Origin of the sequence: Legionella sp. 39-23, from assembly GCF_001897665.1 — a bacterium.
Lineage (GTDB): Bacteria > Pseudomonadota > Gammaproteobacteria > Legionellales > Legionellaceae > Legionella > Legionella steelei.
Map to the genome: position 1 here is coordinate 30,671 of NZ_MKTO01000031.1, position 26,541 is coordinate 57,211.

Sequence of the window (26,541 nt, forward strand, 5' to 3'; positions counted from 1 at the left end):
GGTTCCGTGAGAAGTTGAGCATCGCGTTATCTTATATAAAGTCAATTAATGTCTATCTTGGAGTGTAATGTGATATGTCTAAATTGCTACAGCACCACCTTATTTTTTTAACCAATGCCACATTAATTTATTTTTAAGTATTTCAACTAAAAATAAATAGGCTATTGTTGCCGCAGTAAGGAATACAAAATAGGCTGGAGGTAGTGGAACAAAACTCCAAAACTTAGCTAAAGGACTAAAAGGCAATAATATGCCAATAGCTACTATGGTAAATACTGTAAACATGAGTGGCAAACTTGGCTTACTCTTCCAAGGGTTTTTGGCAGTCCTTATAACAAAAATGACCAGAGTTTGCGTTGCTAAAGACTCTACAAACCATCCAGTCTGAAAAAGAGGTTCAGTCGCAGCAAAAACACGTAACATGACATAGAAGGTTAAAAAATCAAAAATAGAACTTATCGGACCAATATAAATCATAAACTTTCGAATAATATCAATATCCCAATGTCTTGGTTTTCGAATAAAACTACTATCCACATTATCAGTTGGAATTGAGACTTGAGATATATCATACAGGAGATTATTTAATAATATTTGGGTAGGTAACATGGGTAAAAAAGGGATGAACAAAACAGCCCCAGTCATACTTAGCATATTACCAAAATTAGAGCTGGTTCCCATCATAAGGTATTTCATAACATTACCAAAGGACTTACGTCCTTCAAGTATGCCATTTAGCAATACTTGCAAATGGCGTTTTAATAAAATAATATCCGCGGCTTCACGCGCAATATCCACTGCATTTGCCACGGAAATACCAACATCTGCACTATGTAATGAGGGGGCATCATTAATGCCATCCCCAATATAACCAACTACATGTCCGCGCGTCCTCAAAGCAGTAATTATGCGCAACTTTTGGGCTGGAGCTACGCGTGCAAAAACGCTTGTGCGCTCTGCTATTTGAGCTAAAGCTTGATCATCGATGTGCTCTAAATTATCCCCAATAATAATATTACTAGCATCCAATCCCACTTGTTCACAAACATGTCGCGCAACCAGGTCATTGTCTCCGGTTAAAATTTTGACGGAGACGCCTTCAAATTTTAATTTTTTAATAAGTTCGCTGGCATCGGCTAAGGGAGGATCATTGAAGGCTAAAAATCCTAACAATACCATATCCTTTTCATCACAAACCTTATAACTTGGTTGCGGGATGATTTTGCGGTAGGCAACTGCTAAGACTCGATATCCCTGCCCGCTTAAAGATTCAAAGATGCTATTAATAGTATTACGACCCGGATCATCAATTAGTTTGCTGTCACCATTATCATCAAAATGGGTACAGATTTTAAAGATGTGTTCTGGGGCTCCTTTTGCTATGAGAACATGCTCTCCACTTTTATCCACAACAACACTTGAGCGACGACGAACAAAATCAAATGGGATTTCATCTATTTTGTTATAAGATTGTACATCTGGATGATTGTGTTTAAGAATCGCTATATCTAATGGGTTAAGGTTAGCCTTTTTTAAAACGGCTGAATTGAAGGGATTGGAAATTTCTGTTCCAAATAAGCTTGTCAGATAACCAAACAGCATGACATATTCTGAATTATTGCCAACAGAATCAATTACCTTATCCAGTGTCATTTCACCGCTAGTTAAGGTTCCAGTCTTGTCACTGCATAGAATATCAATACTGCCAAAATTTTGAATTGCAGATAAATTTTTGACGATAACATTTTTTTTAGCCATATGGACCGCACCTGCTGCCAACGTAACCGTAGTGATCATTGGCAATAATTCAGGAGTAAGTCCAACAGCTAAAGCAATAGCGAATAAAATGGATTCCAATAAAGGACGATGTAGATAGATATTAAAAGCAAGGACAAATATGACCAGTAAAAAAATCACTTTCATAATGAAAGTGCCGAAACGGATTATGCCTTTCTCAAATTCCGTGCGCGATGGTGCTTTTGACAGACTTTCTGCTATATTGCCGAACAAGGTATCGTGTCCAGTAGCAACTACTACTGCAGTTGCTTTGCCACTAATAATGGATGAGCCTGAAAAGACACAATTAATGGCTTCCGGCATGTTATTGGAAACTTGTTTAATGACTACTGCTTCTTTCTCTACTGGTAAGGATTCACCTGTAAGAGCAGATTGCTGTACATGGACATCTTTACTGGTTAGTAATATACAATCAGCCGGAATCATGTCTCCAGCTGATAGTCGAATAATATCACCAGGTACTAGGTCATCGCATAGAACTTCAATCCAGTTATTATTTCGTAACACGGTAGCTGTTGCAGCTATTTGCTCTTGTAACTTTTTAACCGCGACTAGGGCTTTGTGACTTTGAAAATAATCTAAAACTATGCTGATGAAAATAATAGTATTTATAATGATGGCACTGACTAAATTTCCAGTAAGACCCGATATTAATGCTGCAATAATGAGTATCGCAACTAATGGATTGGCAGCATGGGATATGGCTTCAAAAAAAACACCCCGACGCTTTTTAGCAATAATTGTATTTTTTCCAAAAACTTTTTGTCTCTGTTTAACTTCATCGATAGAAAGCCCCTTTTCAGAGGTTTCAAGCTTTGACAGTACTTGTTCTTTAGGTAGCGTTGCCAGGCTTTGAAGATTGGTATCCATACTCACTTAGCCGTTCATATTCCTTCAGGTCATTTTATTCAAGTTTTAATGCATTAATCAAATTATTTTTAACATACTACTTAACTCAACAAAATCCAAATTCAAACTAGCATTTGAAGCTCCCACAAAACCTTATTATATTGACAAACCCCAATATGCCAATCAATTACTAGATGATTCTTCTTAAAAGTATTGGCTGAGGGTGAATATCAAATTGAAGGTCTTGCCAAATGCTATTACCCTGAAGGTATTTTTGTTACACCAAATAAAAATGAATCAGTTCTAGATGCAACAAAGCGCTTGCAAATTATTAGTTGCTTATTTGCTGGCTCATTCAATTTCTCAATTATAACTTCGAGCCCACTTCTTCCTCCTTTTTATAAAGGGCAAAGGCATTAGAAAAAACATTTTGGTCAGCTCTCCGTCTCACGCCAATTTACGGTGACGAAACACTGCATAGTCCCTATTGATATTCATGATATAGTTTATTAGCCAATTAAATGTTATAATCATCCGCTGTTATTTTTTAATTATATGCCCTATTATCTTCTTATTGCCTATCTAGGGAAATTCATTTTTATCCTGCATTTTCTTTTCATTACCTCATAGTCATTAGGAGCAATTAGCTATTTATATAGGATATCTATGAGCTACCAAACGTGTCATTATTGTTTAGAAATTAAAAATGATTTTTCCTTAACAGGTAAATCTCGAGCTAAGAATGGAAAATTCCTTTGCTATCACCTCTGTACATCATGTACCCAAAAATTAATTAGCATTAATAGTTTCTCTGATAAACAAGGTCGTCAATTTTTTATAAACACAGTAAAAGAAAACGCTCAAAAATTCCCCATATATGTTGATGAATAATTCCTTTACCGTTAAAGAGTTAATACTTAAATAATTCACTCATGTAAGAACGCGTCATCTACAAACAAAAACATAGCTGAACAAAAATGAAAGGAGCTGCACATTAATAGGAACTGGTTCGAAATTCTTTTTCAATCAGATGTGTTTTGTTATTAGTAATTTGACCATTGTAATTACCAAATTCCCCATCTTGCTGGCTTAGCATCCAAATAAAAAGAGAGTTTAAATTATTCCCAGAGGATCGTTTAATTTCGATGTCATCGAAATATATTTTTGCGGTATAGGTAAACATTTTTTTCTCGATATGAAAGTGTATATGCGCACGATAAGTACGAAAGAAGAAAGGTATAATATGATTAAGTAAAGAAAAAAAGAAAATAAAATGCTTATACAATCCCTTATTATTATAGCATACACAGGTGGGTTCAGAGTTTTAAACTACTGACATGCTACAAATAAGATTGACTTTTAACCTTAAAGAGTAGTAACCTAGTCTCAGCTAGAAAATGTCTATTTTATACTCTCCAAATCGTCGTTTTATTCATTTAATCCCTCGTTCTGTAGTTTTTAATTCCTGACCGGTTTCCGGCTAAATTCGCCTATGCAGGCATTATAATAAATATAAGGATTACTTATGTCTAAAACAGTAAACGGAGTCGTTAAATGGTTTAACGAATCAAAAGGGTTTGGTTTTATTGAGCAAGATTCCGGGCCGGATGTATTTGCTCACTTTAAAGAAATTTTAAGTTCTGGCTTCAAAACCCTCACAGAAGGTCAGCGAGTACAATTCATTGTGACGCAAGGAGCAAAAGGTCTTCAAGCACAAAATATAATAGCTCTTTAATTTAAGTAGTTAATATGATTAACCACTATATCTCTTTGTAGTTGTAGTGGTTACTTGGAGAAAACGACAGTGAAGCAAAATAAAATTTATGTAGGTAACTTACCCTTTGGAGTCACTGAAGAATCATTACAAGAGGAATTTTCAAAATATGGTAAAATAGACGAGCTTCTTTTAATCAAAGATCGCTTTACTGGCCACATCAAAGGTTTTGGCTTTATAACTTTTAGCTCCCAACAAGAAGCTCAATCCTCTTTAGATATGAATGGGAAAATGCTGGAAGGACGTCCATTAAAAGTAACTATGGCCCAAGAGAAATACACCTCACGCGGACGTCATCGATAATTTATATTGGTTTTTAATATATTAAAGCTTCTGCTCAGCAGACAGACTATCCTATGCATTTTACCTCTATATATCAAACCATTTTATTCACAAAGAATGAACTGCAGTATTATTGAACGAGAAAAGAGAATTATTGAAAAAAAAATTCTGTGGCAAAAACACGATGTCCGGTGACATACTTGAGGCATTAACCAAAGATGCAGGATTAGCAGGCAACACAATTGGCAAAATTAACATTACCGCCATTTACTCATATGTTACCATCCACCACAGCCAAGCAGATGAACGTACCAATATTTACAAAGTGGAAAATTAAAAGGACGCAAAGTTAATGTGCGCAAAATAAATTGATTTTTCTAAACACTGCGACAATTAACCGTAACAAATGGAAAAAAGAAGAAGTTATTATGTGAAAGGCATAATAATACAAGCTGTATGCATATATTAGGAGCTATTGAAGCAATAATATACAGCAGATAAACATTATTTAATCTCAGGATATCACTCAAATGAAAATACAAGAGGATCTTCATGAACGACGAGCGCTTAAAATATCAATAGCTATTACCTTTCTCTTAGCTGTTGTAGGTATTTTATTTGGGCTACTATCGGGTTCCTTGGCTATCGTCTTTGACGGTATGTTTAATATAGTTGATACCATTATGTCAATCCTGGCATTGTTTGTTGCCCGTCTTTTAACAAGAAAGGGGAATCGGAAATTTCAATATGGTTACTGGCATATCGAACCTATGGTACTTGTTTTGAATGGTAGCATCCTCATACTTCTTTGTACCTATGCAATGATAAATGCAATTGGCAGTTTAATGTCTGGTGGGCATGAGCTTAATTTTGATTGGGCATTTGCGTTTGCTCTTTTGGTATTTTTTTTATCAACTGGCATGTATTTTTATTTGATGAAAAAAAACCGAAAAATTAATTCCGAATTCTTGCGATTAGACATACAAAGCTGGTTAATGTCTGCATTGATTTCCTCTTCTCTCTTAGTGGCATTTGGCATCGCAGCTTTGTTGCATAGTGGGGTCTATGGATATTTTACTCCCTACATTGACCCCCTTATTTTAGCGATTCTTACTGCCTGTTTGATTTTTGTGCCTATGGCCGCGGTCCGTGATGCCATGCGAGACATATTTCGCATGGCACCCTTGGATCTTGACGAAAAAATAAGAGAGTTTTTAGATGAGCTTACCAAACTGCGTAATTTCAAAACTTATACAAGCTACGTTGCAAAAATAGGACGCGCGCAATTTATTGAAATACATATAGTAGTACCCAAGAACTTTCCAATTTCAAGCATTGAAACCTTAGATGAAATTCGTAATGAAATTGCGTTGGCTATTGGAGAAGACACGCCTAAACGTTGGCTAACCATCGCCTTTACTGCAAATGAAAATTGGATTTAGCAAGAGTCTTATTCAATGTGAAGGTATGCTACCGAAAATAGGGGGGTACACCTATGAATTCTTAATTGTAATAAATGAATTAAATAGAACAACTTGCTTGCTAGCAACAAGATTTGCTTATGAAACGCCCCAAAGCAAATACAGACTCGATTGCATCAAATAAGTAGGTTACCCTGAATGTTCTTTAAGTAACATCGGTAAAGATGTTCTCAAAATATTAAATGATTTCAACATCCTCTGCCTGAGGCCCTTTTTGTCCTTTTACTGCATTAAACAAAACATCGGTACCTTCTGAAAGAGTTTTAAAACCAGTCGATTGAATTGCGCTAAAGTGCACAAAATAATCTTTTCCATTACTTTCAATGAAACCAAAACCTTTGCCCTCATTAAACCATTTTACTTTTCCACGTAATTTATCTGACATTTTAAATTTCTCATTTATTTTATAAGTATTGAATTATCGCAAATTGAATTGAATGCGGCTATCTCAAAAAATAGTACGCGCATAGACACTAAAATACAATAGTAGAACTGAATAAGTATTTTTTTTGCCAACAAAGGCGTAGAGTACCCAACGAGAGATTGTTGCAAGCTCCTGATTTTCAAACCTATCCGGGTAAACTCAGAACTGCTTAATCAACCTTTTATTTGAAAAGAGACATAATAAAAAACAAGTCTACATTTCTAATCATGAAAAACTTGACAAGGAAATATTGCTCCAAATGCTCCAAAATACACAACAGTAGAGCAATCTTGAACTACAAAAAAATTATGAGCGAAAACCAAGGTGTCTGGGGTTCGAGTCCCTCAGATCGCGCCAATCTTTCATTTTAAATCAATAAGTTAAGATGACCACATTAATGTAAGAGCGCTTGGTTTTTAGAGAAATTGTGACCAAAACGAATCTTAAAGCACCCTAAAAATGCTCATTATTTGCATCTTATGATGCTTATATAGTACTAATTTTCGCTTTTTTAAGGGTAGCCTACTTGGTTTTTTACCAAGTACTCTCGCTCTAAAGAATAATTCAACCCTCTTACTTAAGTGAGCTTAGAAGCATACCTCATTAAATATCTATAAAAACAATGAGATCAGTGTGCTCTGACGATTTTTATGTTATTGCTAAATATAAATAACCACATATCTTTCTAATATTATGGATAAATTGGGTTTCTTCATTAATAACATTTTGGTGATCGGGGAAAATAAAGGGAAAAACGGTGAATATCGAAACTCTAAAAACTTAAAAAAGAAATCGCATACAGTTATTTGCAACGATAATAGTGTAGACAAGGATAGAGTAACTAGAATACTTAAACAAATTGAAGTTATGGGTCAATGTGCATTAAAAGCCTACAATGGGCGGAACCTTACCCAGGTGATCACCGACGAATTCAGCTTTTATACCAAAAATACTCCTCTTTCCCTAAAAGAATACAAAATGCTGATTAATGAACTTGCTAAAAGCATGAAGAATCTGCCTCCTAATATTGTGCTTGTCGCTAGCAGCATGGCAGTTTTGTGGCCAGATAATAGTTTAAGAAATGCGGTGTTACACATTCAATCCCCTAATGGGAAAAATTTAGAGCCAATTATACATCATTTTAGCAAAGAGACTTTTTCTTCTCAGGATCCTCTCTATTCTAAAGACAATACGACAAGAAATTGCTATGCGTTTAAACCCGATGATTATTCGAGCTCAGAATACTCTCCAGATGTAGTGCTTGCCGATACAAAAGTACGCTGTCACGATCCTGATCAGTACAAAAGCGCAATAATTGTACGAGGGCGTAAAATACCACCTATCCTTCATGCCATTGATGTTTGCCTGGACCATGCGAATGGAGTGGGGATGAAAAACGCTCGAATCCTACTGGAGAATGTTGCGAAGCCGCCTTTGCACATCAGCCACATCATCACGTCTAATTGGATTGACATACGGCAAGAAAGATTAGTCGCTTCAGCTGTTTCTGCGAATTGGAATAGTAAGAGAGTCGATGGAGTTTGTGAAGAAAAATCTGAACTTATTATGAACGTTTTTGGCAAAACAAGTCATGCCTATTATTATTCTAAGAAAAGAGCAGAGATTCTCTACACTCAACTTTTTGATATAGCAAGAAAAAAAATAGCGACTCCTATTGCTCATCTCTCCGATAAAAATGGAAACACGCTGCTGCATGAGGTGCTGTTATTGGAAATAAAAAACTCAAAACAAAGAGGTAATCATCGAAAAAAACGTGTCGATACTCTGCTGCGCCATTTTGACAGGACCACAATCAATCAGCAAAATGCGGCAGGCGATACACCGTTGCATTTAGCAATTGAAACCGTGAAAGATGAAAATACCTTAATAAAATTCTTAGTACGCGGAGCAAAGCTCACAATAAAAAATAAAAAGGGCCTATCTCCTTTGGGCGTGATTTACAAAACTCAAAAAAAATCTTTGATCACCACTTTTTGTAACAAACTCATGAATAACAGAAAGGCTTATCTTCCCCACCGTTTTGCGATCTTTGCTCTTTTATCCGAAATTCAAGAAATTCCAATAAAAAGAAAAATGATCAATGCAGCTCTAAGTTTTGAACTTTCAGAGAAACGACCCGTTGAAAAAATCATCATCGGCCTCTTAAAACGAGCTTATAATCCGAGACAACTGATTATAAATCATCAGTCAAAACTACTTGCCCTGGCAAGTTACATGCCTTCCTTAAAACGTTATTTAATAAATCAACAGATATACACTGGCCAAACATCATCAATACCTATTTTATTTAAACCCAATCAAGAAATTGATACCGTGCAATCTACACTCAAACATAAATGGATTTTTAAAGAGGTGCCACGGCAGCAAGATATCGATGACAAAGATATATTACTACAAAATACAACATTAAAAATTGCAACATTAGGTGGCCTAGTATCACCAAGAATTGGCATCGCCGCAGCCCTTACAGGATTGGGATTATTTGCATATAGTACTTATAACAATTGCCAAGCAGTCAATTCTGGGTCTTTGCTGCTCTCAAACAACCCTACTTTTATATAGGGACTCGCACTATGGTCAGGCATTGAATCGTGAATTGTTAATCAATAATTCACGATTCAATGCCTGACCCCATAGCTGCAAAATTAGGTTAATGCATTTGACGAGAAGGTCCCCGAAGGTTTGTATTATGGCTTAGGATGTAGGGCCCGCAACTCGGTGACTGGACTCAGCCTGTGCTGCAACACGCGCAGATGTTGATACAAAAAAGGTCATTAATTGAGTATCGTGTTAATTATAAAACTATATACGCTGATGCATAAGCAATTACGAGTATATTAGAGCTCATATAAAGGTGTACCATTTTGCACATGCCAGCGAAAATCATTAATATCTGCACGTACTAATGCTTTTTTTACCTTCTTTGTAACACCTTAATACTAATTTTTCTAATAAATCCGATATTCATGCAAATACACAGGCCAATTATTGATCAAAAAGATCAGTAATTGTCTATACTAAAATAAAATTAACTATGCAAAGGAAAGTCATAATGTTAACAAATTTTATAAAATCTTTAATCATTTTAATTGCTACAGGATTTATGGCTAATAGTTATGCGGCGTGGAATTGGAACAGAAATGTTACTAATTGTTACGGAAATCACTGTAAACATGTTGTTGTACATAAGCATTGTAATAACGGTAGATGCTGGGATTATAAACATTATAATACATGGAACAGGTAATTAAGAGGGGCCTTATAAGTCAGTTTATTCACTGTATAAATATGGTTCTCAGTAGCGTATTTTGGTGTAGCGCTTGCTATACCTAATCCATAAGTATTTGTGGTGATTAATATCTTGACATGGCTTTAATAGGTTGCACTATTTTAATAACGAGATAAGAAATCACCACTCTATTTAATTAGCGAAAAACTTTTATTAAGCTCATCCCCCATTTTCAAGATTTTCAATCAAATAAACAGTGAACTCAGTGATATACTTCTTTTGATTCATTAGAACGAAAAATATTGATCAAATGTTTCCTCACAGGTTATTTCATAAGTTAATAAGGTGTGGAGAGTACTCAATTAAAAAATATGCATATTGATACCAATCATCATTACTGACTCGAAACTCTAGAAAAATTCATTAATTAGCACGCCTCTATTACAAGCTCCCCCATCCTTTATACATACATTGGGTATAATCATCTCTCTTCAACATAAAAAAACCTAGATATGGTATGATAGCGCAAAGATTATTCGCCCGGCGCCAGCTATTTTTTCACACTAATGCGTGCATCCAGCTAAGATCTAAACTTTAATTTGGAAGTAACGTCGCCAGACTTTAATCAATATGCTATGTTGCATGCTCATTTGGTATTTAAGGAATAAATATGAGATTAACCATTAAAACCATACAATATTTTATCATTACAATTTTATTATTTAGTTTAAGCGCTTGTATGAAAACAAAGCCTGATGTGGCCTCTTATAAAGTTAAGGGAAAAGTATATACGCCTCTTAAATCTGCAAAAGGATATAAAGCACGAGGACTAGCTTCTTTTTATGGTCACCGCTTCCATAATCGTAAGACAGCTAACGGAGAGCGATACAATATGCATGCGATGACAGCGGCACATCCTACGCTTCCATTGAATACTCGACTACGAGTTAAGAATGTAAAAAATGGACGAACAGTAGTAGTTCGTATTAATGATCGCGGTCCCTTTTATAGCTCGCGAATTATAGATCTTTCTTATGCAGCGGCAAGTCGTTTGGGAATTACAAGTACTTCTATGGTAGAAATACAGGCTTTGAGTTAGAGATATAGCAAGCCTGTATTGAGACGAAGTCGCAATACAGGCCCTTCTCACCAGCGATATCATTTATTCTTTATTAAAACCTATGCAAACTAGAACTTATAAAAAAAATGAACACCGAAGACCACATTTGCAGCTCAAACAACCCCTACCTCATATTTTTCTACCATTGATATAATGAGTCTCATTTCTTGAGTATATTTAATCAGCGGATAATTCGTCGTACTCCCCATAAATTATTTAAATAAAAACATGGAGTAATTATTCGATAATCTGGTCCTTGATAATGACTATCTGTAATTACCCAATCTCCAGTCTGTGGTGTCCAACTTTTAGAACATAAACTGTTAGGGGCAATTTGTTCCGGGGGGATATCATTAGGACCATAACCTACTTTCTTTCCAGTCCACATCACAACATGAGTTACAGACAAGGGCTTTGGAGAGCCTTTACGTGAAGCAGCAATAAATAATAAATCACCTGGTTGTAAGGGTAATGCTGCCAAATCGGCGCTAGTAATACTACCGGGATGTTTCATTCCGTTATTATCAAATACAGACAGGTAACCACCGTGATCTTTACAAGAATGGTTCACTTCAAGCGAGTTATCTCTACAAACTAATTGGCCTGCTGCTTGTAAACTATTTAATACCATTCCCCTTTTTTGTTGATTTGGTGATAAATACTCTTGATGGCATCCCTGTCCAGCTTGTGCGTTAACTTGGCTGCTAAATAATGATCCAAAAGCAAAATTATATAAAAAAGTAGTGTAATTACTACAGTCCATACCATGCCACATTGAATGGTTAACCCAGTTTTCAAGCGTTTCAGTGCCTTTACCACTGTAATTCCAACGAGCTGGCTGTTGATAATAAACAGAATTGGGCTTAATACTTAATGCTGCACTACAATATCCACCCTGGTTAGATTGAGCATCTCTTCTATCTATAGGAGTTTCGTAATTAGGAAGATAATGATGACAGTAATTTAATTTTTTTTTAATCCAAAAATCAGCAGCTGCAAGAATACGCTGCCTTTGCCAATCTAATCCTGCGGTCTTTAAACAATTGATATTATCAGGACTTAATTGCAAATGGGCTCTTGTAGGTCCCCAACCTTTTATAGTGCGTGAAGTAGAGTCATTCTGCTGTAATTCGTAATCAAAGTTAGCAACATTTTTTAGGCAAAACTCAGGGATAGGCACGGGGTCGGCATTTAATCCCAAAGAAATGAATCCCAATGTAAAAAAAAGAATACGTATCTTTTTCATAGTAATCCCCTGGGGAATGCTCCGGGACGGCCCCTATCATTAAAACAATAACATAACACTCGAGTATAAAAAATGAGGTGAGATTACGCTAAATTTCTGGGTCTCCATCTTATTATACGATAGTATTGCAACACTTATTTTTTAATATTAACAATTATGAAACTAAAAAAAATTGTAGCTCCATTATTGCACTTATTTGTTTTCACGTTATTGATAGGTAACGGAGCTAGTGCTAAGGATGTTGCTGTTATTGGTTCAATACCGCATTTCATAGGGCAACCAGATAGCTCTTTTTCTTTAATGCAGAGCGATGCTAATAATAAAAATGATACAAAAATAATCCAATTGCTTCATGTGACGCTTTCTGATGAAGCTAAAGAGCTTTTGGCAAGTCGTGCAAAAGAAACTAAAAATCCCATTCATCAATTTCCCTATGCAATTGTAACATCTGAAAAAGCAGAACAAGTACAACTGGATATGAATAATGTACCCGTGCTCGATCAAGGCATACATGGAACCTGCATCACATTTGCAATTACTGGTGCCCTTAATGCTGCCATAGGTAAAGGAGATTATATTAGCCAGCTTTGTCATCTCCAATTAGGCAGTTATTTAGAAAAACATGGATATGGGCTGAGTGGTTGGGATGGGAACTATGCTATTTCTGTAATTAACCAGATTGAACAATATGGGGTAGTAAATACGGAAAAGCAAAGATCTATTGGTTGCGGTGGTTTCAATCAATATCCTACATACTCTAAGCATGATCCTAATTCGTTTATAGATCCCGAACAATATTACCCAATGAGTGAGAAAGTTTTCGGCAAGCTCGTGAATTGGTCCAATATTTATTGGAGAATAAGTTCTTCATGGACCTTGGATGAAGTTAAAACAGCCCTGAATACAGGAGATAGAGTAGTCTTTACTGTCTTACTCCCACGCATAGATCTTGGTGTTGTTGGAGCTGTTGGGAACTATCAAACCTCAAAAGATACTTGGGTATTGACCAAGGATATCTTATACAGCGTACAAAATGCAGACGCAGCACATGCAATGATTATTACTGGTTATAATGATAATGCCGTTGCTATTGATAATCTGGGGAATAAGCATAAAGGTTTATTAACTTTGCGAAATTCATGGGGTAGTAAAATGGGGGATAAAGGTAATTTTTATATGTCCTATGATTATTTCAAATTATTGACCTATGATGCGAGGCGAATTTCTCGGAATTAAGAGATGCTTTGCTAACTTTCTGATGAATTTAGCCAGATATTAAAAAAGATGTATTTTCAATAAAAATCCTGGAGCCTCTAGATAAAAAATCTAGAGGCTCCAGGATCTACACGAAACCTCACCAATTATATATTGATTGCGTCACTACATGATCCGTTGTGTTAAAACTCTCGGCTTGTGGATATTGAAGGCACTGAGATTGTGTCAAGTTATTAGTGGCGATTGTCCATATAACATCATCGTCATTACCACAAATGGACGGCTCTTTAAAAAGAGATTTTCCTTTGATGTAATCTAATAGGTTAAAATAATTTTTATCTCGATTTGGATTGTAATTTAAATCCCCCATAAAAATTACCGCGGCACCCGGATAAGCAGCAGTTAATGGTTTAACTATATGGTCGTATATGGATTCAAATGCAACTTTTTTATAGATAACTTGACCTTCTTTTCCTTTTGGAAAATGAGCAGCTATGACTATCACGGTAGTCTGGGGAGATATGCCACTCGCCTGCGTGCTGGTGAAGACACCAAAGGTCGCTAATCTATTCCATGGCCCCCATTCATTTTTTGTATCACCGGGGAAGTAACTACTACGATGATTATCGTCAACATAATTTAGAGGGAATGTATATTGATAACGCGTAGTTTTATTAGGATCAAATGCTTTCTCAAAAGCTAATTTGCACGGTTGTGTGGTCTTTCCATCTATATTTAGTGTGTATTCATTACAATTGTTCTTTAATACAGGATTATCCTCTAGCTTGTTATACTCTTTAAGTGTCCAACGGCTAGCATTGTAAAATATTGATACCATTTCATCGGGGCTTTGCCCAGATATGCCGCCTCGTTCTCTACCGATAGGGCGAAAATCTACAAAACCATTTGATGCAGAACTAGTCGCTTCTAAGGCGGTGATAAAATCTTCGTTAATTCCATGCAGCATTTCTTCTGTTCCAACAAAGTCAATATTTCCTTTATTTAGATCCATGAATAATTTTTCATATGCCTCTTTCGTATGACTATACTCAGTCAAATGACCGGAAACATTCATATTGACAACAGATATAGTGCCGGATGAAAAAGTGCCGGTAGATACTAAGGCCATGGAAAGTATGGTAAATATTTCTTTTCTAACATTCATCACATCTCTCCCAATGAAGACACTATTTAAAATTATAGTTGATATCTAGGAGACGGCCCGGGACGGACCTCTATAAAAAGAAACAGGTTGGCATTAATAACTACAGAAATAGTTGATCATTTTCTGCAGGGGTCCCGTCCCGGACGGTCCCCATAATCATAATAAGCATAATTAAGCGCGATGTGATCTGTTGTCATAGTTTCAAATTGTTTCAACATTTCATTAGAGCGTGAATCTCCAGTAAGCTGGGTGATCAGATGATTCATATCGATGTTAAAATGCTTGGCATAGTTTGTAACGAGCGGCCGCCAAATGGTGTTAAGATAATCAGGTACAGAATAAAACTCTTTTCCATTATAAGTTATTCTGGCATCCCTCCCCTTTTTTAATACGCTATCACGATTAAGCATAAACCATCGATGTTTTGGTAATACTAATGGTTCCTTTGCTTTGAGTTTATGTAAAACACTCATAAAGGTTAGGACCATTGCCTGGGTAAATGCGTATAATTTTGCAAGCTCGGTTGTATCAGCAAGTCTTATTTCAATACGATACCCTGCTGATGGATTTTTCTCGTCAATCAATTTTGGGAAGATATCGTACCATACATTATATTTTCGTAAGGCATTTGCCTCATCAGGTAAATTGTGACAATAGTATTTAAATTCACTTAAATCATAAAGATCTAAAGATAAAGGACCAGTACGACTCCCACTAATAGCGTCATTAAGACGGACTCTAAATGATTTATAATTGGTGTTTCTACTTGCAAAAATAGGTGAGGATTGTGTAATTACCGAACAAGGCCACATGTAAACCTGCAACCAATGACATAATGGAATCAAATAGTCTATATCACGGACATCCACTCCAAGATTTATTTGAAAACTGCAATAAAACAACGGTCCACCCTGCTCGGCCATTAAGGGTAAAGAAGCCCGACAATATGGGCTGTCAGTCATAATTAATTCATCACGACCTCTTCCTGGATGCAAGCCTAATAAAAGCAACAAACGTCCTTGTTGATATAAAAAATTATTGGTAGAACTCAAATTTTCCGAAAGATTTTTAAATGCCAAATCCAAATCGTGACAAGGTAAAGTAGATAGTTCTATTGTAGCGGCATCAAACTCAGTTTGAAGAGCAGGATATCCCTGAGAAAACAAATACGAAGAAAGTTTTTGAAATTCTCCATTATTAAAATTGAGAATAGCCTTGCCTGTGTCGATATCAATCACATTAGCTTCTAATTCTAACCCAATGGATAGTTCGCAAGCCTCCATTATTTATTGCCATTTAATAAGGGTAAGATAAATTTAAGAATAGATTAAATTAATTTATTTATCAAACGCCTATAGAAACAGGACGGATCGAGATCAAGATTAAAATAATCTGGCGTGGAATATGCTAATCTTATTTATGATAAATAGGTAATTGCGAATGGAAGCGAGCAAAATGAAAAGTACCAAAACTCCTTTACTAGATGATCTATTGACCCCTAAAAAACTGGATGGGCTGAAAGAGTATTTTAGAAACAGTTTTGAAATTTATGAAAGCTTATTTGCTTGTATTGCAAACGATGAAGCTTATTATTTGCGCGCCGAACCATTAAGACACCCTTTGATATTTTATTATGGCCATACAGCAACTTTTTTTATCAATAAATTGATTCTTGGCCACTATATCGACAAAAGAATTAATGAGCATTTCGAATCAATGTTTGCCATTGGTGTAGATGAAATGTCTTGGGATGATTTGAATGCAACTCACTACAATTGGCCTAAAGTTAAGGAAGTTGCTGATTACCGTAAGCAAGTAAAAATATTAATTGAACAGTTAATTGACACAATACCGCTTAATACAACTATAAATCAAGACTCTCTAGCTTGGGTCATTTTAATGGGTATTGAGCATGAACGGATTCACCTTGAAACATCTTCGGTGATTTTAAGAATGGTTCCATTAAGCTACCTGCGCAAATCAAAAAAATGGCGAGCCTGTAGTGAAGTTGCTGAAGCTCCCTTCAATGAATTAATCGCGGTGACTGGTGAAAGTCTGACATTAGGACGTGGCGATGAACATAAAATTTTTGGTTGGGACAATGAGTTCGGTAGTAAAAACATTTTGGTCAATGATTTTTATGCCTCGAAATTCTTAGTATCTAACCAAGAGTTTTTATCATTTATTGAGGCTGGAGGCTATGAAAACTCAGAGTGGTGGACATCTGAGGGTAAAAAATGGCTCAATTATACTAATGCAAAAATGCCTCGATTTTGGCAATTTAAAAACAGTCAATTTTGGCAAAGAAATATGCTTGAGGAAATACCGCTACCTCTTAATTGGCCCGTTGAAGTCAATTATCATGAGGCAAAAGCTTTTTGTAATTGGAAATCGTTTACAGAAAATAAATACATCCGCTTACCCACAGAAGCAGAATGGACTTTTCTACGAAGCCAAATTGCCGATGATGTTATTGATTGGCAAGAGGCTCCTGGAAATCTCAATTTAGAATACTATGCGTCATCATGCCCAGTAGATAAATTTAAAAATAAATGTTTTTATGATGTTATCGGTAATGTATGGCAATGGACAGAAACCGCAATAGATGCTTTTCCTGGCTTTAAAGTTCATAAGCTTTATGATGATTTTTCCACCCCAACTTTTGATGGACAACATAATTTAATAAAAGGTGGTTCTTGGATTTCAACAGGTAATCTCGCCACAAAAAAAGCACGATACGCATTTAGGCGCCATTTTTTTCAACATGCGGGTTTTCGTTATATACAAAGCGAGTCCCCTTTACTACCAATAGAAAAAATAAATGCTTATGAGGCTGACCCATTAATATCCCAACAATTGGAATTCCATTATGGAAATGAATACTTTGGCGTTCCTAATTTTCCAGTGGCTTGTATTAACCAATGTAAAGAATTTTTTGTTAAAATTCCCTCTTACAAGGCATTAGATTTAAGTTGTTCGGTGGGTCGTTTTAGTTTTGAATTGGCTAAATACTTTGAACATGTTGATGCAATTGATTTTTCAACTCGTTTTATCCAACAAGCATTGCGTTTAAAAGAAGAAGGTATTATTCGATATACCATAACTTCTGAAGGTGATTTAGTCGATTATAAAGAATTTAAATTATTTGACCTGGATTATCATGATTTAATTGATAAAATTAATTTTATTCAAGGAGATGCTGGTAATCTAAAGCCTATTTTTAAAGATTATAATTTAATATTTTGTGCTAATTTAATAGACAAGCTTTACAACCCCGCCTTGTTCTTAAAAACCATAAGTGAACGTCTAAATCCCCAAGGTATTTTGGCCTTAACATCGACTTATACTTGGCAAGAAGAGTACACAGATAAAAACAACTGGCTAGGTGGAATTAAAGTGAATGGAGAGTCGCAAAAAACCTTAGAGGGCTTAAAATCTATACTTGAACCTCGACTCCACTTAATTGCAACAAACGACATCCCTTTTGTCATTCGCGAAAGTGAACGCAAGTTTCAATACTCTATAGCGCAATTGTCTGTATGGCAATTAAAGCAGGATACAAATTCATCACATTGATGCCAAATGAGCTTGAGGGACCGGACCGTCCCCATACCGATGGTTTCTTGAAGTAAAAAATAATCGGTACTATTATTTACAATAGCTTGTACTCAAATAAGAAAAACGACATGAAACTGCTAAAAGGAAAAGTTAGTTTATCTATGACCTATTGGGTATTTGGCGTCCTTCCCGCAATATTATATTTCATCTTAGTAGGAATAATCATGGATAACCTACTAAAAATCTCAACGACACCGTATATAAAATGGATAGTGTATGTAGTTATATTCTTTCCTTATTACTATTATCCTTTTATTTTCTTCGCCATTTGGAAGAGTAGTAATCACTACACTAAAAATAAAGTCTGGCCTATCTTAGCCAAAATCAGCGTTATTTTAGGACTAGCTCTTCTGATAAAAATGATTATTTCCAATATCATTGTTTTTAACCATCGTAATGATCTCCCCTATAAACTGCAGTTGGAAACAAATCTATTAAATACCCAACTACCCAAACACATAAACAAAGAAACCATTTTGACAAAAATGACGTTTGATAAGAACAATAACACCCTGACTTACACCATTACATCTCCCCATGATAAATCAGAGATAAAAAGCAACCTGTTTTCTGACGAGTGGAAAAAATTTATGATCAATGGTGCGTGTAATAAAAAAGAAATTAGGGCCGCTCTCGATGCAGGAATAACTTATGTCTATCACGTCAATGACAATCATGGCGCGACCATCACAGATGTTGTAATTAAAGCGAGTGATTGTAAATAGCAGAGAGCCATGGTGCTCTCTTTCTAATTAATTTTAATTTGAGTCCTAGGAAGAAATTTCTTTCCATTTCAGCTTAATATCCCTAATGAAAACCAACTGCATTAAATTATCACAGCCTATAAAACTCTTTGCACAACTAAAGTCTGTATTGACTCCTGTTGAAAGATCTTATTCTGCTCTTTACTTAAATTTAAATGGTGTAAATTATTTTTGTTGATTGCTCCATCATCGGGGACGGTTCGGGACGGCCCCCTACAAAAGGAGAACAGATAGCGGCTAATTGCTATAAATAAAGGATTGATTTATTAGATGAGAACTGAAGTATTGATAAATATAAAATGAGATTGTTCAATAGTATTATTTAAAATCAAAGAGTTAACTCCAATTAGGCTTCCTTGCTCTGACTGTTGGTGAACGAATTAACCAGCTCCCCCTATGCATAAAGATAATACTATGGAATAATTATCAACCAACTTCGATAATATTTGTCTACTTATATGAAAATAAAAGCAGTTCTCTTAATGATCTCTATTTTTTTTCCTATTGCTTTGTTTGCAGGTACTGCGACGTGCCCTTTATCCAATGGAATCAATGTACACACTACAAAGCACATTTTAAATATCTGCAAACAGGGCACTGTAGTTAAGACTTTTAAAGTAGCGCTCGGTTACAAAGGCGTCGGCAAAAAAAAGGCGGGGGATAATAAAACGCCAATTGGTTTATATGGGTTAGCTCATCCAAGAAAATCCAATCAATTTAAAGTCTTTATTCCAATTCTCTATCCGACTACAAAGCAAGCTGCTGCAGGATATACAGGTAGAGATGTAGGGATCCATGGGCCAACGCAATCATCTGGATCTGGTTGGTTGAGTTGGTTAAGCAACTTACCCTACTCAACGCGGGGATGCATTGCTGTGGGTAAAAATAATCATATCGAGTATGTAGCCAAGTGGGTAAAAACCCATCCTGGGACAAAGGTATTAATTATTTAAAATGTAGACAAAATTTTGATACTACAAAGTTCTTCCTACAAAAAATCGAACTCATCAGGCAACCTCTCTAATGGGTTCCAGTAATTAATTTACGATTTAGAATTGCTGTTTGATAAAAATAATATCGCATAGCAAACTCGATTTTTGATGCGTCCAAATTTCTATCAAAATATTTATTTCTAGGAGCAGCTTGAGCTAGCTTAGAAAACTTCTGATAGATCTCAATAAACTCTTGCAAAAAAGATAAGGTCTGTAATATGGTTGCATAACTATGCGCTCAGTTTAATTAAAGGGATGAATTTTATGTGCCGCGTCAAGCAACTACCATTATACTTTTTTCTTTTTTTTATTATTCCTGTTCAATCGCTGTGGGCAGCTGAATCCTCAAAAACAGGAGAAAAAGCACGCTTAACCATTAGTACCGGTAAAAATGGAGTCAGTTGCTCCAAGCCATTGCAAAATTGCGTGGTTCAAGTGAGTCAACCGCAATGTATCCCAAATCCAGGCGCTGTTATCATTACAAATAACTCCAGAATTTCTGCAAATAATATTCAAGCGTCTTCGACAAGTGGCTTTTTTTCTCTTTATGTCGTGCAAAACAATAACTGTCCGGCCTCTTTGTTACCCGGTCAAAGTTGCACCATTTCGTTCTTTACCAACACCTCAGTTGCTTTTTCCATTGCCAATGTCATGGTCAAAGGAACGAATACAACCTCTGCCTTCTTTGATATGAACGCTGTACAATGCATCAGTCAAACGACCATCAGTGCACCAACTAACGCAATTATTCCCACGAATGATTCGGTTGGTACTGACATTACTGTGGCTAACACTACCAGTATCCCAGCGACTAATGTCAGGGTTAATTTACCTGCCTCCTGGATAGCAGCTGGGGTCACCAGTACCACATGTCCTACTATTCCAGGAAACGGCTCATGCGTTATAACCATTGCCTCAACAACCCCTACTTCGTTCGCACCTCAGGGAGGCATATCTGTTACTGGCGATAATGTGGTGTCTCCCCCGTCAATTGCCTTAGCTTTTTCTATCAGTAATTATTTAGTATTTTCTGTAGTAAATGGTACTGCCCACGTCATATCAGATACTGATTTCCCACCCATCTCTTGGAGTATTGGCAATACCAACGTACCTGGAATTACTGAAACCTCTACAAACCCTCCTGACGCGTGTAATGGGGCTACTGATGGATTTTGCAATACATCGGAAATAACCAGTTTTGACCCAATGGCTATTGCCGCGGGCAATTGTTTTTTTGAACTATTGCCTCAGGGTACTTGGTATTTACCTTCCATTTGTGAACTGGGAACTTCTGGAAGCGCAGGTTGTCCTGCTAATACCTCAAGTATTTTTAACTTGTTTAGTTTAGGATTTACTTCCGGAATATCTGGCCAGTATTGGAGTTCTACCGAGTCCAGCGCCAATCCTACGAACAATGCATGGTTTCTGGATTTTGCTAATGGAGCTCAGGGAATCAATAGCAAATCAACCTCGCATAGTGTGCGCTGTGCCCGTACATTTTAAAGTAGCAAGACGTCAATCATGATGTCAGTAACTGGTACGCGTGATCATCAAGATAATGATCACGCGTAAGTTTTATAATAAAACATATGAGTGTATGTGAGAGTTTAAAAAGTATAGATCAAAACTTGAAGAACCAACGTTCAACCATAGAATTATCTTGTTAGCAATTAGGCGTGGGGGTAAACGTCTTTAATTGGCGAGACTTTATATAATACACAAGGGCATAAACAGCTGCAGCAGCCAGCAGATGCTTCAAAGTATGGCCGCTTATTATTTGATCGGTTGCGTGATAAATTATTTTATCTAAGCCTTCCATGAGTTTGGCTAAACCAAATAAAATGAAACAAATTGTAAGGGAATAATTGCGCCTATATGGTGAGGGGAAAAATAATAAAATGAATAAGATCATGATCAAAGGATAACCCTGTGACCAAAGATACAAACGCATATCTCCGTGTCCCCAGCGCTCGCTAAGCTCCCACTGTAAGGTACAAAGTGCTGCTATCACAATAAATGGTACTAATAAGTAAAAGCCAATTGAGCGATGGACTTGTTCTATAAAAATTGCAGCGAAAAATGACATTAAAAGAATTCCCATCGGAATTCGATCCCAAAACAACGTGGCGTTATTTGGATGTAAATGGTAATAAGCCGAACCTAATCCAGTTAAGATGGTGCCAACAAACCCAAGTAAATAAGCCCACTTTGCTTCTGCTGTGAGTTCGCCTGGCGTTTTAGAAAGCCAGTAAATGGCTTTGAGGCCTAAATAACCCACAAAAATAAAAGCTAGATTGGACATCACATCAGAAAAATTACTCATGTAAAATAGGGTGCGTTGATCAGCAAAATCATGATAGCTCAAAGCCTGCGCAAATGGAGGAACTAAACTTAAGGCAAGGGTCACAACTACTGTAAAAAACAGCAGAAAAGCAATAATTTTATCTTGAAAACTATTCTTAGCCACTGTCTCTTAACCTAGAATATAAAAAGAACTAAACCAATTTATCCCATTAACTACTTGATATCAAGAGCATTCAGGGAAAGCATTAGCCGGAACATTAGGCTTTTAAGTATAAAAATGGAACATCCCCCTCGCCCTAGACCTCTTCCCCAAGTGGTGAGGGGATTTTGATCGAATTTCCATTCTGATAGCGCTGAAAATCCTCTTTCCACGCAAGCAACTTGATTAAAAAATAGACGTCAAATCGCAAATTTTCGTGTTATTTGACAACGTCAATTTGAAATACCGTATCAATTGCTGCGTGATCAGAAGGATTCCCCTGGGCTTGTGTATAAAGTAATGCATTTTTTAATGTTGCATGGCGATAATAAACAAAATCAATTACCGCATTTCCAAAAGTTGGTCCTATGAACGTTCCATTAGACTTCACAGCGGCCAAACCATAATTAACAAAAGTCGACTCCATGATTTGAGCTTGATTTAAGTTATCTTGAATATTATTAAAATCACCAGTAACAAACGTTGGAATGTTTGCGCGTGCAGAGTACTCTTCGAGAAACTCACTCATTGTGCGTACATCATTGTTATGAGCAGCAACTTGCCCTCCGACACAATCAGCATGTCCACCCCATGCAATGCAAAGATGGGTAGTTCCAAGCGCGATAATATCCCCACTTTTTAAATTCTTAAATTGAGAAAATACCGCAACTCGTTTGCCGCCCCCATCAGCAGTCATTGGTATCATTTTTTGGCTGTTCTCTACCATAGCCCAGCGAGAGCTGTCATAAAAAATAGACGCATCTTCTCTTGTTCCAGCCATTTTATATTTTTGATTGAGCTTATAAACACTGTCCATCAAGGAGTAATCATTTTCTTGAGTCGCAATAAAATCAAAATTATGTTCGTTAATATAGGCGGTCATGCGCACAATTGGCGGCGGATTCTTTTTCTTATCCATAGTAGACCAAGAAAATAAATTGGCTTGTAGAATATGTACTTCGGTTGCATTAACTTTGGTCACAATCAATACACTTACTAACATAATATAGAGAGCAAACTGCAAAAAACGCATAGTTACTTCCTCAAGAAAATACCTCAAAAAAAAAAGGTGATCAGTGAATAAAATAGGAAAATTTTATCATATAAAATACAAAATGGTGCTTTTATATTTTATTTTCTCGAAAAACAAACAATTAGATCGGATATGTTCCCTGAAGAATCCTGAGCTTTGTTTGAGTAAGAGAAATTTAGATTACAATATATGATTAATTGATGATTAAAACGCTTGGGTATAAAAGTGGAGATATAACTTAAATACTGCAATTTACCTCATTGAAAATTAGAGTACGTTAAAAAGTAAGATTTCCTTAATCCAAAGCAATAAACTCTGATGCTTCCCCATGAATAAAGTGTTTGATTAATTGCTGCCAAAAAGGACGATACAAAACATTAAATAAAGGATGTGAATCTTCAACAGGAAAACAAGGCCCATGATTTGCTTCCAGTAACCAAAGCTTATTACCCTCTGCTTCTACCATAAAATCAAAGCCAAAACATGCAATGCGTGGCTGGCTATCTTGCCAAATCGTGGCGAATTGACTTTTCAAAGTCTTTACTACACTTTGGCAGATAGAAATAATACGCATCTTATAGGGTTGGAAAATTGCTATTTCATCACTTAAGCGTTGAACTACATTAAGTCGTTCATCACTTAGATGTTCATTAGTAAGATGTGCTTCCAGTTGGCTAAAGTTATCTTCTTGATATGGTTTTAAGGCAATATTCAAATAGCCACTGGGGAAAAGTGCTGTACCTGCATGAGTAGAGAGCACCAACAATACTCGAATAGAAAATTTATGACCCAACTCAGGCCCCTGAATAAGTTGTGGCTTAACAATATAACGTTGCAAAACTTGGGAACCTCCCATGCGCTTATGGGAAAGAAAATGTGCTTCAATGGCATTTAAGTCATGAAATATATGAATATGCTGTCCATTATTTAACATAGATGGTTTTAATATCCAAGGCATATTGGCCAACTGTGAGTTGCTGATATGGGCTAAAACTTGAGGCCAAACCTCATCATCGATATAAAAGGTTTCTGGCATCAAATATTCGAGATGATTTGCTTGTAAAAAGGCTGCCAGTAAATGTTTATACTCTAATGTTTCGCAAATCAGCGGTGAAAACTGGAGCCATTCTTCATTGACTGACGCCAACGCAGAAAACATACTTGATTTCCACCCCTCATCTTTTAAAAAACGAGCTAAATTTGTATGAGTTGGCGTTTTGTCTTTTGTTAAGTGAAATTTCTTCATAACCTTACTATTAATTTTTCAATTCTGTATTTCATAAACAAGTATAGCCTCCATTAAATGAGTTCGTACACGCATCCCCTTTGATGACAGAACAAATAGCCTATATAATCTCTGTTACAAAATTCAAATCAATGGTTAGGCAAATGCTCAACCATAGCTAAGTCAAAGGATTACCAATGTTTCAATCAGCATTAATAATTGCACTAATGACTTTTAGTATCATCACTCAAGCAGCCCTGCCAGCTGATCCAATTCAGCGCTGTTTAGATGTTAGAAGGCTTGTAGACTTTACCTCAAAACAGAAAATGGCAGCTAAAGAGCCGGGCGTGTTGCGCTTTAGATTTCATAAAATTTCAGCATCAGAGCTACCATTAGATACCCCTGCTGGCAGTATGGATGAAGTGATTAAGGCACTAAATAATCAGATTGAAAACTGCAATAAAAATCGTGGTGAGTTTCAAACAGTAACTATTGCTGGTCGTAAGCTCAAGCGTCAAGAGTGGTGCTTAAATACCAACCAAAAAATGCTTGCTCTTGCCAAAGCCGCCCATGGCGATTTTCAAAAATATTTATCAAGCATCAAAAGCGAATTTGATTGGTATAAAAGCGATGGCTGGCCTGAAAATCATGCAGGATTTAAAAAGGGCGAGTTTCAATTTACTGCCTATTACGCACCAGCCGCTGTTGAAGCACGTACCAAGCGTGGCGGCGCATTTTTATATCCTCTCTATAGTAACCCAGGTGTTGTCAATGCAGCTGCGGAAAGTAAACGACTTAATTTGAAAGCACCTTTGTGCGGCATTGATCCGGTGACCAAAATAGCACGCGGATTTTGTCTGAAAAATGCTAATGGTACATACTCTATGGTTCCAGACCGAGCTGAAATTAATCAGGGGGCTTTAAATCCAAAATATATCATTGGCTATGTTAAAGACCCAAATGATCCCGCTTTTTTAATGCTTCAAGGCTCTGGTTCATTAATTCTTGATGGCAAAGAATTTCATATCAATTACGATGGCGCTAACGGTAGACCCCGCACCATGCTTGGTCGAATAGTCCAATGCGCACAAGACCCAACCTGTGGTGGTAACTTAGATACAATGGAACGTTGTGCTAAAGATCCTAAATGTCATAATGAAGCAAAATTACGCTGTAACCTGTCTAAAGAAGTGAAACTAAGCGGCGCATCAGAAAAGCTAATCCGTCAATATCTAGATAACCCTCTTAATCGTAATAAAGCCGCCGACTTACGTAATCGCGATCAAAGCTATGTATTTTTTGCTAAAGAAGATGGTGGTCCTTATGGTTCAGAAAATATTTCGCTAACACCACATGCATCATGCGCAACAGATCACCGGGTAATTCCTGTAGGAATGAGTTTTATCTACAGTTGCAAAAAATCTACTTCGTGGTGTGTGGCCCAAGACGCAGGCGGCGCCATTGTAGGAGCCCACGTTGATGTCTATAAGGGTGAGGGGAATCAAGCGGGTATAGAAGCAAATGGGATAAATCATTCTGGCTCATTATTTGTGGCACTGCCAAAAAGCTCAGGCAACCGCATCTAAATTACTGTCCTAATAAATACGTAGCCTGGCTGCTTGCAGCCGGGATCTAATAGTCGCAAATCCTGGTTGCAAGCAACCAGGCTACGTCTTGTAGCTTAATCACAATCCTCCATAGAATATCAGCCAAACAAAAGAACTATAATTAGAACAGAATAAAAAACAATGCTTAGTTTTTTAATTGAATATGAGCATAGAATTTACATCACCCATTGGAGCA

General features: G+C 36.5%; 20 protein-coding genes and 1 pseudogene. 12 read left to right on the top strand and 9 right to left on the bottom strand.

Going from position 1 to position 26,541, the window contains the following annotated elements; all coding sequences use genetic code 11:
* Positions 1-99: 99 nt before the first annotated feature.
* Together mgtA and BGO44_RS11605 are read right to left on the bottom strand one after the other, a co-directional pair.
* On the bottom strand, positions 100-2,667 hold the full coding sequence (gene mgtA, locus BGO44_RS11600; protein ID WP_058510998.1) for a magnesium-translocating P-type ATPase: 2,568 nt from the start codon (positions 2,665-2,667) through the stop codon (positions 100-102).
* 973 nt (positions 2,668-3,640) lie between these two features.
* Complete coding sequence (locus BGO44_RS11605) at positions 3,641-3,829, bottom strand: hypothetical protein (protein ID WP_058511001.1); 189 nt, start codon at positions 3,827-3,829, stop codon at positions 3,641-3,643.
* Between the two features lie 342 nt (positions 3,830-4,171).
* Here BGO44_RS11605 and BGO44_RS11610 point away from each other — a divergent pair, with 342 nt between their 5' ends.
* The 4 genes and pseudogenes from BGO44_RS11610 to BGO44_RS11625 all read left to right on the top strand — a co-directional run bounded on the left by BGO44_RS11610 (position 4,172) and on the right by BGO44_RS11625 (position 6,144).
* On the top strand, positions 4,172-4,381 hold the full coding sequence (locus BGO44_RS11610; protein ID WP_058498931.1) for a cold-shock protein: 210 nt from the start codon (positions 4,172-4,174) through the stop codon (positions 4,379-4,381).
* Positions 4,382-4,450: 69 nt separating this feature from the next.
* Positions 4,451-4,723, top strand: a complete 273-nt coding sequence (locus BGO44_RS11615) for an RNA recognition motif domain-containing protein (RefSeq protein WP_058511002.1) — start codon at positions 4,451-4,453, stop codon at positions 4,721-4,723.
* 169 nt (positions 4,724-4,892) lie between these two features.
* Positions 4,893-5,074, top strand: a pseudogene (locus BGO44_RS11620) (DbpA RNA binding domain-containing protein); the annotation flags it as partial.
* A gap of 158 nt (positions 5,075-5,232) precedes the next feature.
* Positions 5,233-6,144, top strand: coding sequence for a cation diffusion facilitator family transporter (locus tag BGO44_RS11625; protein WP_058511004.1), 912 nt, complete (start codon positions 5,233-5,235; stop codon positions 6,142-6,144).
* 217 nt (positions 6,145-6,361) lie between these two features.
* Here BGO44_RS11625 and BGO44_RS11630 read toward each other — a convergent pair whose 3' ends face one another.
* Complete coding sequence (locus BGO44_RS11630) at positions 6,362-6,568, bottom strand: cold-shock protein (RefSeq protein WP_058511005.1); 207 nt, start codon at positions 6,566-6,568, stop codon at positions 6,362-6,364.
* Between the two features lie 1,017 nt (positions 6,569-7,585).
* Here BGO44_RS11630 and BGO44_RS11635 point away from each other — a divergent pair.
* On the top strand, positions 7,586-9,190 hold the full coding sequence (locus BGO44_RS11635) for an ankyrin repeat domain-containing protein (RefSeq protein WP_273200471.1): 1,605 nt from the start codon (positions 7,586-7,588) through the stop codon (positions 9,188-9,190).
* 1,337 nt (positions 9,191-10,527) lie between these two features.
* Positions 10,528-10,956 (top strand): septal ring lytic transglycosylase RlpA family protein, encoded by a 429-nt coding sequence (locus BGO44_RS11640; RefSeq protein WP_058511007.1) that lies wholly within the window; start codon positions 10,528-10,530, stop codon positions 10,954-10,956.
* Between the two features lie 202 nt (positions 10,957-11,158).
* Here BGO44_RS11640 and BGO44_RS11645 read toward each other — a convergent pair whose 3' ends face one another.
* Entirely contained in the window at positions 11,159-12,223 is a 1,065-nt protein-coding gene (locus tag BGO44_RS11645) for a hypothetical protein (RefSeq protein ID WP_058511008.1), read from the bottom strand.
* A gap of 156 nt (positions 12,224-12,379) precedes the next feature.
* On the opposite strand from BGO44_RS11645, the gene BGO44_RS11650 reads away from it, so the two are divergent.
* Positions 12,380-13,459 (top strand): C1 family peptidase, encoded by a 1,080-nt coding sequence (locus tag BGO44_RS11650; RefSeq protein WP_273200467.1) that lies wholly within the window; start codon positions 12,380-12,382, stop codon positions 13,457-13,459.
* Positions 13,460-13,577: 118 nt separating this feature from the next.
* Here the strand turns inward: BGO44_RS11650 and BGO44_RS11655 are convergent, their stop codons facing one another.
* Positions 13,578-14,603, bottom strand: a complete 1,026-nt coding sequence (locus BGO44_RS11655) for an exonuclease/endonuclease/phosphatase family protein (protein ID WP_273200465.1) — start codon at positions 14,601-14,603, stop codon at positions 13,578-13,580.
* A 116-nt stretch (positions 14,604-14,719) separates the two neighbouring features.
* Positions 14,720-15,886 carry a glutamate-cysteine ligase family protein gene (locus BGO44_RS11660; RefSeq protein ID WP_273200463.1) on the bottom strand — a complete coding sequence of 389 codons (1,167 nt, stop codon included), beginning with the start codon at positions 15,884-15,886 and terminating at the stop codon, positions 14,720-14,722.
* A gap of 172 nt (positions 15,887-16,058) precedes the next feature.
* Here BGO44_RS11660 and ovoA point away from each other — a divergent pair, with 172 nt between their 5' ends.
* The 4 genes from ovoA to BGO44_RS11680 all read left to right on the top strand — a co-directional run bounded on the left by ovoA (position 16,059) and on the right by BGO44_RS11680 (position 21,480).
* Entirely contained in the window at positions 16,059-18,179 is a 2,121-nt protein-coding gene (gene ovoA / locus BGO44_RS11665) for a 5-histidylcysteine sulfoxide synthase (protein WP_273200460.1), read from the top strand.
* Positions 18,180-18,385: 206 nt separating this feature from the next.
* Positions 18,386-18,946, top strand: a complete 561-nt coding sequence (gene gspS2 / locus BGO44_RS11670) for a type II secretion system pilot lipoprotein GspS-beta (RefSeq protein ID WP_193393404.1) — start codon at positions 18,386-18,388, stop codon at positions 18,944-18,946.
* 497 nt (positions 18,947-19,443) lie between these two features.
* Positions 19,444-19,938, top strand: coding sequence for a L,D-transpeptidase family protein (locus BGO44_RS11675; RefSeq protein WP_058511014.1), 495 nt, complete (start codon positions 19,444-19,446; stop codon positions 19,936-19,938).
* 303 nt (positions 19,939-20,241) lie between these two features.
* On the top strand, positions 20,242-21,480 hold the full coding sequence (locus tag BGO44_RS11680; RefSeq protein WP_058511015.1) for an Lcl C-terminal domain-containing protein: 1,239 nt from the start codon (positions 20,242-20,244) through the stop codon (positions 21,478-21,480).
* Positions 21,481-21,640: 160 nt separating this feature from the next.
* On the opposite strand, the gene BGO44_RS11685 is transcribed toward BGO44_RS11680, so the two are convergent.
* The 3 genes from BGO44_RS11685 to BGO44_RS11695 form a co-directional block, all read right to left on the bottom strand.
* On the bottom strand, positions 21,641-22,444 hold the full coding sequence (locus BGO44_RS11685) for a ceramidase domain-containing protein (protein ID WP_058511016.1): 804 nt from the start codon (positions 22,442-22,444) through the stop codon (positions 21,641-21,643).
* Between the two features lie 256 nt (positions 22,445-22,700).
* Positions 22,701-23,513 carry an endonuclease/exonuclease/phosphatase family protein gene (locus tag BGO44_RS11690; protein WP_273200455.1) on the bottom strand — a complete coding sequence of 271 codons (813 nt, stop codon included), beginning with the start codon at positions 23,511-23,513 and terminating at the stop codon, positions 22,701-22,703.
* 295 nt (positions 23,514-23,808) lie between these two features.
* On the bottom strand, positions 23,809-24,759 hold the full coding sequence (locus BGO44_RS11695; protein ID WP_273200453.1) for an ATP-grasp domain-containing protein: 951 nt from the start codon (positions 24,757-24,759) through the stop codon (positions 23,809-23,811).
* Between the two features lie 176 nt (positions 24,760-24,935).
* Here BGO44_RS11695 and BGO44_RS11700 point away from each other — a divergent pair, with 176 nt between their 5' ends.
* Complete coding sequence (locus BGO44_RS11700) at positions 24,936-26,324, top strand: MltA domain-containing protein (protein WP_058511019.1); 1,389 nt, start codon at positions 24,936-24,938, stop codon at positions 26,322-26,324.
* The last annotated feature ends 217 nt before the right edge of the window (positions 26,325-26,541 follow it).